The organism is Micromonospora sp. NPDC047756 (assembly GCF_055587245.1).
Map to the genome: position 1 here is coordinate 671,209 of NZ_JBVJGQ010000003.1, position 11,791 is coordinate 682,999.

Here is an 11,791-nt window from a genome sequence, read left to right on the forward strand (position 1 = left end):
CGGAGGCCGGGGAGGCGGAGGTGGCGGGGCGCTAGGTGGCCGATTCGTTTGTGACATCAGCTCCAAAGGCGTTCGGTGGCAGGTGCCGGGTGTGCGGACGTCACGTGCTCGGACCCACCGGGCGGGGACCTTGCCGGCACTAGCCTGGGGGCAACGGGCTCATCGACCACGAAGGACCGAGGGGACGCATGGCGTACGTGCTGCTGGGGATCGCCATTCTCGCCGAGGTGGTGGCGACCAGCCTGATCAAGAGCACCGCCGGGTTCAGCCGGCTCTGGCCGACGGTGGCGTGCCTCGGTGGCTACGCGCTGGCGTTCCTCCTGCTGGCCCAGGCCGTCAAGGAGATCCCCGTCGGGGTGGCGTACGCCCTCTGGTCGGGTCTGGGCACCGCGGCCATCGTGGCGATCGGGGCGGTGTTCCTGGGGGAGTCGGTGGGGTTCGCCAAGCTCACCGGCATCGTACTGATCATCGCCGGGGTGGTCATCGTCAACCTCGCCGGGGAGCACTGACCGGGACGGTTTCCGGTGGCCGGGCCCGGTGCGGACCCGGCCACCGGTCCGACGGTCAGCTCGCCGTGCAGCTCACCGCCGGCAGGCCGTTGGCACCGGTCCAACTGCCGAGGAAGCCGAAGCTGGCGCTGGCGCCGGCGGCCAGTCGCCCGTTGTAGTCCGTGTTGCGGGCGGTCACCGTGGTTCCGCTGCTGGTGAGGGCCACATTCCAGGACTGGGTGACGCGCTGGCCGTTGGCGAAGGTCCACCCGGCGGTCCAGCCGGTGATCGCCCTCGCGCCGGCGGTCACCCGTACCTCACCCTGGAAGCCGCCCTGCCACTGGTTGGTCACCGTGTACGTCGCCGTGCAGCCACCGCTCGGGGGCGGCGTGGTCGGCGGGGGCGTGGTCGGCGGAGGCGTGGTCGGCGGGGGCGTCGTCGGCGGTGGGGTGCCGCCGAAGACGGTGGCCTCACGGGCGGTCTGCCGGATGCCGTTGGCCCCGTTGAAGAGGCGCTGACCCCAGTCGGTCAGGTTCGCCGGGTTGAAGTTGGTGGCCAGGTCGAGATACTCGACGCCGCCACCGTTGCCGCTCCAGGACCAGCCCAGCCAGCCGATCCCGTTGGCCTGGCTGTAGGCGAGGATGGCGTCCTCGTCCGGGTTGCCGTCGGAGTGGTTGAAGCCGAACTCTCCGACCACGATGGGCAGCCCCGCGGCGCGGAACCGGCCCAGGTAGTCGCTGATCTCCGCGGCGGTGTCGAACACCCCGTACATGTGGATGGAGAACACGGTGTTGCGGGCCGGGTCGGCGGCGAAGACCGACGCGGCGTTGTCGCGCATCAGGAACCCCCAGTCCTGCCCCCAGTTCGGCGCGTCCACCATGATGGTGTGGGTCAACCCGCCGGCCCGCAGGCGCTTGATCGCGTTGGCGCTGTCGGTGGCCCACGAGCCGTAGTTGTAGTTGCCGTACGGCTCGTTGCCGATGTTGACGATGACGTAGCGCTCCTGGCCGGCGAGGACGTCGGCCAGGCTGAGCCAGTAGTCGACCGCGCGGTCGAGGGTGATCGCGCCGCTCTGCTCGCCGTACCCGGTGGTGTCGTGCACCTCCAGCACGCAGATCAGCCGGTTGGCCTTGCAGAGCGAGATGACGTTGGCGACGTCGGCGTTGGTGTTGCGGGTCCACCGGTCGCCGCTGGAGAGCACCACTCGCACGGTGTTCGCGCCGAGCGCCTTGACGTCGGCGAACGAGCTGGTCTGCTGCGGGTACCAGGTGTGCGCGTGGTTGACGCCGCGCATGACGAATTCGGCGCCGTTGGCGTCGTACAGCGTGCCGCCAGCGACGGAGAACCCGGCCGCGGCGTGCGCCGGCTGGCCGAACGCCAGCACGGTGACGAGCAACGCGAGCACTGTCGCGCCGGCGACGGAGAGTCGAGTCTTCATGGCCTTCCTCAGGGAGGACCCCCGGTGCCCGACAGGGGTGGGACGTGGCAGGGGAAGGCGGCTGCAGCCCGGCAGCCGCGCCCGGCTCCCGGCGCAGGGATCAGCGTAGGACGATGAATTGGGTCCTCGCAACCGGTTCAGTTGACGGGCCCGCAGCCCGGACAGCCGCAACGGCCCACGCGGACGCGGGCCGTCACGGGGCGGTCATCCCCACCACAGGATGTGCGCCACACCCGGGTCTTAACCGGTTAAGAGCGACGGTAGGCAGGCGGCCGGCTTCCGTCAAGCATCGCGGCAGCCGAACCGGACGGGAGGGTTGACCGCCGTGCACCGGGGTATCCCGGGAACGATCCGTCAGTGAGAGGGGATACCAGGATGGTCAGCGTCGGCTACACCCTGATGAGCGAGCAGGCCGGGCCCAAGCAGCTGGTGGACCATGCGGTACGGGCCGAGGCGGCTGGCTTCGACCAACTGGTGGTGTCCGACCACTACTACCCCTGGCTGGACTCCCAGGGCCACTCCCCGTACGCCTGGTCGGTGCTCGGCGCTGTCGCCCACGCCACCTCCCGCGCGGAGCTGATGTCGTTTGTGACCTGCCCGATCCGCCGCTACCACCCGGCCGTGGTGGCGCAGAAGGCCAGCACCGTCGGCGCGCTCTCCGACGGCCGGTTCACCCTCGGCCTGGGTGCCGGGGAGAACCTGAACGAGCACGTGGTCGGCGGCTGGCCGCACGTGCAGCAGCGGCACGAGATGTTCGAGGAGGCGTTGCAGATCATCCGGCCGTTGCTCAACGGCGAGACGTTGACCTTCTCCGGCAACCACTTCGACGTGCCCGACGCCTACGTCTGGGACCGCCCGGAGCGGCCGGTGCCGATGGCCATCGCCGCGTCCGGTCGACAGTCCGCGACGTTGGCCGCCGAGTACGGCAACGGCCTGATCTCCACCGAACCCGACCGGCACATCATCGAGATGTACGACGACGCCGGGGGCGCCGGGCAGCCCCGCTACGGTCAGGTGGCCATCTGCTACGGCCCCGACGAGGCGGAGTGTCGCAAGATCGTGCACGACCAGTTCCGCTGGTTTGGCATGGGGTGGAAGGTCAACGCCGACCTGCCCGGCCCGGAGTCCTTCGCCGCCGCCACCCAGTTCGTCCGCGAGGAGGACGTCGCCGAGGGCATCTCCTGCGGCCCGGATGTGGACGCGCACGTCGAGGCGTTCCGCAAGTTCGTCGACGCCGGCTTCACGCACGTGGCGATCATCCAGGTGGGTGGGGAGACCCAGCCGATGTTCCTGGACTGGGCCCAGGAGCAACTGCTGCCCCGACTGCGCCAACTGTGAACCGGATCGCGACCCGACGACCAGGTGACCCGGCTGGTGCCGGACGCCGACGTGGTGGTCGCTCCCGGCGGCCGCACAAGTTGGCGACGACCGACTTGCTGGCGGTCGGGACGCGATCCGGCAGTTGCTCGCCGCTCATTCCGCACTCACGGACAGGTGACCATCATGCGCTTCGGTAACACGGAGATCCGCCCGCTCGGCGGTGGCCTCGGCTGCTTCCTGATGATTCTCTTCTCGATCGTGGCGTCGGTGGTGCTGACCGTCCTGCTCAACCTGGTGCTCTGACGCCTGCCGAATCTCGCCCCGAGCTGCGGGTGTGGGAGAGCTCGGATGAGCCCTCCCACACCGTCCCCGACGTCAGAGGAGTCGGATCGCGTCCCACTGCCAGGCGGCGCTGGCCGGGATGATCAGGCTGTTGGTGTAGGCACCAAACCCGCCCGAGGTGTTCGCCAGCGCGGTGTGCATGGTGATCGACGCGTTCGACTGCGCGTACATCGCGCCCAGGTCGTCGCGACCGTCACCGTTGAAGTCGCCGGTGATGCTGCGGAACGAGTTCCACCTCCAAGAGTTGACGGGGAGCTTGTAGCTGCCGGTGAAGGTGCCGAACCCACCGTTGGTGTCGCTCAGCGAGGTGAACAACTCGATCGAGCTGTCCTTGTAGCCGTACAACATGCCAGCGTCGTCGCGCCCGTCACCGTTGAAGTCACCGGTGGTCAAGCGAATGGCATCCCACTGCCACTTGGCGCTGGCCGGAACGGTCAGGCTGCCGGTGAATGCGCCGAACCCGCCCGCCTCGTTGGCCAACGCGGTGTTCATGGTGATGGAGCCGTCGGACCGCGCGTACATCGCAGCCAGGTCGTCGCGGCCGTCGCCGTTGTAATCCCCGACGATCGTCCGGAAAGAGTTCCACCACCAGGAGTTGGCGGGAATCTTGTAGCTGCCGGTGAAGGTGCCGAACCCACCGTTGGCGTTGCTCAGCGAGGTGAACAACTCGATCGAGCTGTCCTTGTAGCCGTACAACATGCCAGCGTCGTCGCGCCCGTCACCGTTGAAGTCACCGGTGGTCAGGCGAATGGCATCCCACTGCCACTTGGCGCTGGCCGGAACGGTCAGGCTGCCGGTGAATGCGCCGAACCCGCCCGCCTCGTTGGCCAACGCGGTGTTCATGGTGATGGAGCCGTCGAACTGGTAGTACATCGCAGCCAGGTCGTCGCGGCCATCACCGTTGTAATCCCCGACGATGGTACGGAAGGAGTTCCATTTCCAGGCATTCGCGGGGATCTTGTAACTGCCGGCGAAGGCGCCGAACCCACCGTTGCTGTCGCCCAACGAGGTGAACAACTCGATGGAGTTGTCGCGGTAGCGATAGAGCATCACGGCGTCGTCACGGCCATCGCCGTTGAAGTCTCCCGACTTCTGCACGACAGCAGGGTCCTGGACGGGCGTGACCCCCGGTGCGCCGGGCTGACTCAGCCACTGCTCGACGCTCTCTCCGCGCAGAACACTGAGCAGGGCGGCCTTGTTGTCGTAACTTTCGACCTTGTCGCGGTCCTCGCTCAGGTGGATGTGCCACAGGTGTGAGTTGTCAGACGACGCCGGCTCGTCCCGCCGGAAGTCCCATCCCTCCACCTCACTGTCGCTGTCGGCCTGACCGAAGAATTCCCGCCACCCGTCCAGGCGCGGGTCGCTGGCGTCCCGACCTGAGGCCAACAGGCGGCTGGAGTAGCGGGCGATGTTGCTGTAGTCGCCCGCCGCGGCCCGCACCGTGGACGGAAGGACCAGATCCGGGTTGGCTGCCTGGCCAGCCATCAGCGAGAAGCCCTGCGCCTCTGGGAAGGTCCAGTCGTAGGCGGCTCCCTTGTCGGACGGACCGCCCTGGTCCTCGGCGTCCTGGACGGAGTAGTTGTCAGGGTCGTTGCCCGCCCGGGTGTTGTGGTACCCGGGTTTGTCGACCCAGAGGCCGCCGTTCTCGGTGCCGGGCTCAAGGCTTCGGAGCTCCTCCATCAACCACCAGGCGGCCGCGGTGTTCCTGGCAGGATTCGGGTTCTCGTCCGCGCTCGCCGGGCTCGGCGCCACGACGCCGCTCGCCACAATCAGCGCCGAGGTGGCAACAGCAAGAATGCGGAGAGCGCGCGGTTTAGGCATTTCGCGGATAGAGATTTTGGGCATGGAGGGGTACATCGTGCTCCTTTGAGGAACGACAGATTCAGAAATCCCAGCGAGGGACGCGTGTTGACGAAGCCTGGACCGGTTGAACCGGTCACCGACAAGCCGGGCAGCCCATCCTCCGAGCGCGCGGAAGCGCTAGAGGATGGGTCGGCTGTAACGCCAGTGCGGTGTGGCGGACGAAACTATTCGCTCATCCGTCGCTGGCAGTCGCCACAGACAGGCAACTGTCGCGGCGGGCATCGCACCAACCGTTGATCGGTTCTCGGCGTTCGTGCACACGCAAGAGGGCCCCCGTACTCAATGCAACTCTCCTCTTTCGAATCTGGACGACCTGTGAGCAGGCCCGCGCCACGATGAGTTCGCGCCGTATTCGGGTCGAACACGGGGTCAATGATCACCGACTCTATCCAGATGATTTACCCATGTCAATCATTTGCCGAGCCACCCAAAAATTGAGGATTCGACGTCAGGTTGACGTGGCGGGCAGAAGCGCCGCGACGGGGTCCGCGGCCACCCCCAGCGCTCAGCCGTCGGCGAGGTCCAACTCGGCGAGCAGCGGGTAATGGTCGGAGGCGGTGGCCGCCACGCCGTCGCGGATCACCCGGCAGTCGCGCACCCGCTGCGCCACAGCGGTGCTGCCGAGCAGGTAGTCCAACCGCATCCCGGCGAACTCGGCCCCGCCCAGCCCGGTCGGCACCGTGTAGCCGGCGGCCTCCGGCGCGTCGGCGTTGCCCGACGGCCAGAGATCGACGAGACCGGCGGCCAGCAACCGGGCGACCGCCCGGGTGTCCACCGTGTCGCCGGAGCGACGCAGGTGCCGCCGCCGGTAGAGGGTGGGCATACCGGCCAGCCGGTCGGTGTGGTCGACGCTCGGATCGAGCGAGTTGAGGTCACCGGTGATCAGCGTCAACGGCCCCTGGTTGCGGCGCATCGCGGCGATCAACCAGTCCACCTCCATCCGCCGCCGACCCCCGGAGTACGGGTAGAGGTGGGTGCCCAGCACCGTGAACGGGCCGGCGGACGTGGCCACCACGACGCGGGCGGCGGCATGGTGGAACGGCCGACGCACCGGCCTCGCGTCGACGACCCGGTACGGCGGCCGGACCAGCACCGCCACCGGCTGCCCGAAGCAGGACCGGGCCAGGTGGGGAACCATTCCCACCCGGCCCGCCACACCGGCCATCAACCCGTCCCGGTCGAAGCCGCGCAGCTCCTGCAGGGCCAGGACATCCGGTGCCTGCTCGTCGACGACCTGGACCACCTGATCCAGCCGGTCGAGGCCGCCGCGATCCCGGCCGCCGGTGCGGATGTTCCAGGTCATCACCCGCAGCACGACGGCGACGCCTAGTCGGCCCGGCCGGCCCGCGCCAGCTCGTCGTCGAGGGTGTCCACGTCCTCCGACTCGATGGCCGGCTGGTTACCTTCCTTCAGATCCTCGTTGGGGCGGATCACCAGGTAGAGCAGGCCGACCCAGAGCGCGGAGAGCACGATCGCGCCCATGAAGTCGGTCGGGTGGTGCATCCCCCGGTACATCCGGGACGTGGCCACCCCGACCGGCATGAGCACGGCCAGCCCCACGAAGATCCAGCGCCACCACCGGTCGGTACGCGGGAACACGATGAGGGTGATCGCCAGCCAGATGCAGATCGTGGCCGCGATGTGCCCGGACGGGAACGACGAGGTGGGCATGGGCCCGTCCAGGTTCTCCACCGGCGGACGCGGCCGGTCCACCGCGCGGGCCGACGCGAGGAAGAGGGTCAACTCCCCCACCATCGCCAGCGCCACGAAGAGCACCGGGCGCCAGCGCCGCCACACCGCCAGCACCAGCGGGCAGAACACCAGCGCGATCAGCAGGATGGCATGGGTGTCACCGAACTTGCTCCACCACCAGCTGACGTCGGTCAACACCTCGGTGTGCCGTTCGGCGAACCACCGCGGCACCTCCGTGTCGAGGGTGTCGAAGAAGGTGCCCTTGGCGTGGTAGCTGACGTACGTGCCGAACCCGTACAGCGCGCCGAACACGATCACCCAGCCGACCAGCAGCTCGGCCACCGCCGAGCGGGGATGAGCCAGCACGTGTTCCTCGGCCGGGGCGGGGGCGATGTCGTGCCCCGCCTCCGGCTCCAGGCCCTCGGTCAGCGGCGGCACCGGCTTGCCCCGCTCCCGCCGCCACAGTCGGAACGCGTACGCGGTGACGCCCAGCCAGGCTGCCCCGAGCAGCCAGGCGGCGATCACGTCGGAGACGAAGTGCACTCCCAGCGCGATGCGGGTCAGTCCGACCAGTGCCACCAGCACACCCACGCCGACGATGGCGGGCTTGCGCCAGCGGGGTGCCATCGCCGGCAGGAACACCAGCAGCAGCGCTCCGTACGCGACGAACGAGCCGAGCGCGTGCCCGCTCGGGAAGCTGTTGCCGGGCGCGCTGGCGATCGGCACGTCCACCACCGGACGGAGCCGGCCGACAAGCGTCTTCAGTGACGGGTCGAGGATCAGGCCACCGACCCCCGTGATAATCAGGTAGAGGGCGAGGCGGGGCTGCCGCCGGATCAGCAGTCCGACCACGGCGATGGTGACCAGCCAGATCAGGATCGGCCGACCGCCCAGATCCGTCACCGCCTGGAGCACGGTGACCAGCGCGTGGTGCGGGGCGACGAGCCCGTTGAACCACTCGGCGAGTCCGTGGTCGGCGTCCTGCAACGGGTTCCACTGCACCCGGACGAGCAACAACAGCAGCCCGAAGGCCACCCCGGCACCGGTGACGGCCACCAGACCGGCAATGCTCCGTTCGGCGAAATGACCGACCGGACGGTGCGCCACCTCTTTGACCGCGGCCACCCCGCACCTCCCTTTCCTGTCTGGCGAGGCGCTTTACCCGATCCGCGTCCGTCGTACACGCCACAGCGCTAGAGCGCCGACATGTCCCCGGTGTCGTACAGCTCGGCGCGGTCCGGGTCGGGCTCCCACAGATCCGGTTGGGCGGGCTCCCGCGCACCGATTCGCAACGCCTCCAGTTGAGCGGCGAAGGCCAGCCCACCGAAGAGCGCCATCCCGGTCAGGTTGGCCCAGAGCAGCAGCGCCATCATGCCGGTCAGGGCGCCGTAGGTCTGCCCGAAACCGTCACTGAACCGTACGTACGCGGCCAGCAGCAGGCTGGCCAGCCACCACAGCGCGGTGGCGATGCCGGCCCCGAAGAACAGCCAGGACAGGCCGGGCTGGTTGCGGCGCGGCGCGTGTCGGAACAGCACGGCGACGGCGACGATGGTCAACCCGAGGCTCAGCGGGAAGCGGATCACCTCCCAGATGACGTGGGCGAGCGCGCCCCACTCGTAGTGCCTGCGCACCGAGTCGCCCATCGCACCGCCGCCGACCAGGATCAGGAAGCCGGCGAGCGCGGGCAGGCCTGCGGTGACGGCCAGCACGGCGGCCCGCAGGTATTTGCGCAGCGCCGGGCGGTCCCGCTCGACGCCGTAGATGCGGTTGGCGCCCCGCTCGATCTGGGCCATCGTGGTGGTGAGCGCGAACAGGCCGGTGAGCAGACCAAGGGTCAGTGCCAGCTCCCCGGCGTCCTCGGCGCGTTCGCCCTCGCCGAGCAGGTCACCGACGACCTCCGCGCTCTGACCGGGGGTGAGGGCCAGCACGGTGTCGGCGACGACCCGGCCGCCCTCCTCGACGCCCAGCTCGGTGATCAGGCCGGTGAGCGCGATCAGGAACGGCACCACGGCCAGGCAGAGTTGCAGCGCGAAGGCCCGGGAGTGGCTGAAGCCGTCGCCGTAGCGAAACCGGATGAACGCGTCCCGCAGCAGGTGCCAGCCGCCCTGCCGGCGCAGTGTGTGCCAGGCGTCGTCGGCGGACAGCTCCTCGTCGGCCATCAGCCGGGTCTCCGGCACGATCCGGGTGCTACTCACGGCGCGCTTCTTCGATCAGCTGCTCGCCCCGCTCCCCGGCGCCTTGCGCGTCGACGGCCAGGTCGGGGGCGTCCTCGGGCTGCGGAACGCAGAGCCAGAGCGCCTGGGGCCGGATCTCCGCCCGCAGGTGCCGACCCGGGGAGATCAGGTCGCCGTCCAGCTCCCGAGGCTGCGCCCGGTTGCTGCTGACCACCACACGCCGACCCCGGAACACCTCCAACTGCGGCACCTGACCGCTGCGGCGGATCACCGCCCAACCGAGCGCGAGCCAGTGCCGCAGGTTTCGTGGGGTGAGCACGGCGACGTCGAGCCAGCCGTCGTCCGGCTCGGCCTCGGTCAGCAGCGTCACTCCGCCCTGCAACCGGCCCACGTTGGCGATCAGGACCGAACGGGCCCGGCGGCGCACCGGCGGCCGGTCGTCGATGCGGATCTGCACCCGCATCGGCCGGTCCCGCAGGTGGCGGACGGCGCCCACCACGTACGCGGGCCAGCCGATGCGGGCCTTCGTCGTCTCGTTCGTGGCTTCGAGCATCTGGGCGTCGAAGCCCATGCCGGCCATCACGGTGAAGTACTTGTCCTCCACCGCGCCGACGTCGAGCAGTCGCCGGCCGCGTTCGACGGCGACCTGGAGCCCGGCGGCCAGATCGGTGGAGAGCCCCAGGTTGGCGGCGAGGAGGTTGCCGGTGCCCTGCGGCAGCACGGCGAGGGCCACGTCGGTGCCGACCAACCCACTGACGCAGGCCATCACGGTGCCGTCGCCGCCGCAGGCGAAGACCAGGTCGACGCCGGCCTTGACGGCCTCTTCGGTCTGGCCCCGGCCGGGGTCTTCGACAGTGGTCTCGTACCACTTCGGCTCGGGCCAGCCGGCCGCGGCGAGGGCGTCGTCGACGGTGCGGCGCAGCTCGTCGAGATCGTCGACCTTCGACGGGTTCACCACCACGGCGGAGCGCAACCCGCCGTCGCCGCCGGCGGGCCGCCTGTCCTGTCCAGCATTCACGGCGTCAGTGTGCAGCACCCGGCCCGCTTCAGCGAGCCGGCGGCCAACCGGCGTCGGAAGTTCCACAGACAGGTTTCAGAATGCTCGCGCCCGTCAGGCCGCCGCCCGCAACGCGACCTCCACCCGTCTGCGCAGATCGTCGAGGTCGACCCCGGACTCGGTGAGCACCACCGCCCCCAGCCCGTGGCCCTCCCGGAGCACCCCGAGCAGGATGTGCTCGGTGCCGATGTGCTTGTGTCGCAGTCGCAGGGCCTCGCGCAGGGACAGTTCCAGCGCCTTCTTCGAGCGGGGCGAGAACGGGCCGCCGAGGTACCGCCGACGCCCCCAGCGGCGGCGCGGCGCCGGCACCGCCTCCCGTAGGGCGTCGGGGCCGAAGGACTGCTCGATGCGGGCCACGATCGCGGCCAGATCGATGCCGATCTCCCGCAGGGCCGCCGCGTCCGCGTCGCCGAGGCCGGCGCCGCCGCTGACCGTGTGCCGGCGGATGCGTTCGCGCAGATCGTCGCCGCGTACCCCGGCCTCGGCGAGCACCCGGCTGGCCAGCCCGGCGTCGTCGGCGAGCAGGGCGAGCAGCAGGTGCTCGGTGCCGACCGGGCGTTGGCCCTCGACCCGCGCCTCCTCCAGCGCCCGTCGCACCACGTCGCGTGCCCGGTCGGTGAACCGTTCGAACATCACGCCTCCCAGGATGAGTTGACCGCCGGTCGCCCGGCGTGCTTCTTGTGCACTGCCTGCCGGCTGACCTCGAGCGCGTCGGCGATCTCCTGCCAGGACCAGCCCTGTCGTCGGGCGTTGTCGACCTGGACCACCTCGAGCCGCTCGAGGAGCCGGCGCAGCGCGCGGACGGCGCGCAGCCCGACCCGGGGGTCGGTGCTGCCGGCTGCCGCCGCTAGTTCTGTCGCCTGACTCATGCCGTCAACATACGTTGACAACGCCCTCCCGTCAACCCTGGTTGACATGATCGGTTCGCGGTGACAGCAGCCGCCGCGCACCGGAGCCCTCACGACCGAGCACGTCGCGCGGGTTGGTCAGATGACAGGCCCGCAGCGACAAGCAGCCACAGCCGATGCAGTCACTCAGGTCGTCCCGGAGCGCCTGCAACTGCGCGATGCGGGCGTCGAGCTCGATACGCCAGGCCGCCGACAGCCGGGCCCAGTCGTCGGGGTTCGGGGTGCGTTCGCTGGGCAGCTGGTCCAGGGCTTCGCGAATCGCCGTCAGCGAGATGCCGACGTGCTGGGAGGCCCGGATGAACGCGACCCGCCGCAGGGTGTCGCGACTGTACCGGCGCTGGTTGCTCGTCGTCCGCGTGCTGCGGATGAGGCCCTTGCGCTCGTAGAAGTGCAGCGCCGAGACGGCGACACCGCTGCGGTCGGCGACCTGACCGACGGTGAGTTCGTGAAACGTGGTGTGGGGCCTGGGCATGGATCGACCGTACCGCTTGACCTCAACCATGGTTGAG

At 69.7% G+C, this 11,791-nt stretch carries 11 protein-coding genes and 1 pseudogene; 2 read left to right on the forward strand and 10 right to left on the reverse strand.

Annotated elements, in window-relative coordinates:
* Positions 1 to 188 precede the first annotated feature (188 nt).
* On the forward strand, positions 189 to 509 hold the full coding sequence (locus ACZ6NZ_RS12450; RefSeq protein ID WP_465858281.1) for a DMT family transporter: 321 nt from the start codon (positions 189 to 191) through the stop codon (positions 507 to 509).
* A gap of 55 nt (positions 510 to 564) precedes the next feature.
* Here the strand turns inward: ACZ6NZ_RS12450 and ACZ6NZ_RS12455 are convergent, their stop codons facing one another.
* Complete coding sequence (locus ACZ6NZ_RS12455; RefSeq protein WP_465858283.1) at positions 565 to 1,926, reverse strand: cellulase family glycosylhydrolase; 1,362 nt, start codon at positions 1,924 to 1,926, stop codon at positions 565 to 567.
* A gap of 375 nt (positions 1,927 to 2,301) precedes the next feature.
* Here ACZ6NZ_RS12455 and ACZ6NZ_RS12460 point away from each other — a divergent pair, with 375 nt between their 5' ends.
* A complete protein-coding gene (locus ACZ6NZ_RS12460; RefSeq protein WP_465858285.1) occupies positions 2,302 to 3,264 on the forward strand; it encodes a TIGR03557 family F420-dependent LLM class oxidoreductase in 963 nt (320 codons plus the stop codon).
* Positions 3,265 to 3,621: 357 nt separating this feature from the next.
* On the opposite strand, the gene ACZ6NZ_RS12465 is transcribed toward ACZ6NZ_RS12460, so the two are convergent.
* The 9 genes and pseudogenes from ACZ6NZ_RS12465 to soxR all read right to left on the reverse strand — a co-directional run bounded on the left by ACZ6NZ_RS12465 (position 3,622) and on the right by soxR (position 11,754).
* Positions 3,622 to 4,686 (reverse strand): FG-GAP repeat domain-containing protein, encoded by a 1,065-nt coding sequence (locus tag ACZ6NZ_RS12465; protein WP_366607682.1) that lies wholly within the window; start codon positions 4,684 to 4,686, stop codon positions 3,622 to 3,624.
* A gap of 51 nt (positions 4,687 to 4,737) precedes the next feature.
* Positions 4,738 to 5,409: pseudogene (locus tag ACZ6NZ_RS12470) on the reverse strand (hypothetical protein); the annotation flags it as partial.
* Positions 5,410 to 5,956: 547 nt separating this feature from the next.
* Positions 5,957 to 6,766 (reverse strand): endonuclease/exonuclease/phosphatase family protein, encoded by an 810-nt coding sequence (locus tag ACZ6NZ_RS12475; protein ID WP_465858287.1) that lies wholly within the window; start codon positions 6,764 to 6,766, stop codon positions 5,957 to 5,959.
* Between the two features lie 11 nt (positions 6,767 to 6,777).
* Positions 6,778 to 8,268, reverse strand: coding sequence for a phosphatase PAP2 family protein (locus ACZ6NZ_RS12480; protein WP_465858289.1), 1,491 nt, complete (start codon positions 8,266 to 8,268; stop codon positions 6,778 to 6,780).
* A gap of 68 nt (positions 8,269 to 8,336) precedes the next feature.
* Complete coding sequence (locus ACZ6NZ_RS12485; RefSeq protein ID WP_465858291.1) at positions 8,337 to 9,338, reverse strand: YihY/virulence factor BrkB family protein; 1,002 nt, start codon at positions 9,336 to 9,338, stop codon at positions 8,337 to 8,339.
* On the reverse strand, positions 9,331 to 10,335 hold the full coding sequence (locus ACZ6NZ_RS12490; protein ID WP_366607330.1) for a diacylglycerol/lipid kinase family protein: 1,005 nt from the start codon (positions 10,333 to 10,335) through the stop codon (positions 9,331 to 9,333). The genes ACZ6NZ_RS12485 and ACZ6NZ_RS12490 overlap by 8 nt, the downstream gene beginning before the upstream one ends.
* Positions 10,336 to 10,428: 93 nt before the next feature.
* Positions 10,429 to 11,007, reverse strand: a complete 579-nt coding sequence (locus ACZ6NZ_RS12495; RefSeq protein ID WP_465858424.1) for a Clp protease N-terminal domain-containing protein — start codon at positions 11,005 to 11,007, stop codon at positions 10,429 to 10,431.
* A complete protein-coding gene (locus ACZ6NZ_RS12500) occupies positions 11,007 to 11,243 on the reverse strand; it encodes an HTH domain-containing protein (protein WP_007457155.1) in 237 nt (78 codons plus the stop codon). Before ACZ6NZ_RS12500 ends, ACZ6NZ_RS12495 begins: the two co-directional genes overlap by 1 nt.
* A 31-nt stretch (positions 11,244 to 11,274) precedes the next feature.
* On the reverse strand, positions 11,275 to 11,754 hold the full coding sequence (soxR, locus tag ACZ6NZ_RS12505) for a redox-sensitive transcriptional activator SoxR (protein ID WP_366607327.1): 480 nt from the start codon (positions 11,752 to 11,754) through the stop codon (positions 11,275 to 11,277).
* Between the last annotated feature and the right edge of the window lie 37 nt (positions 11,755 to 11,791).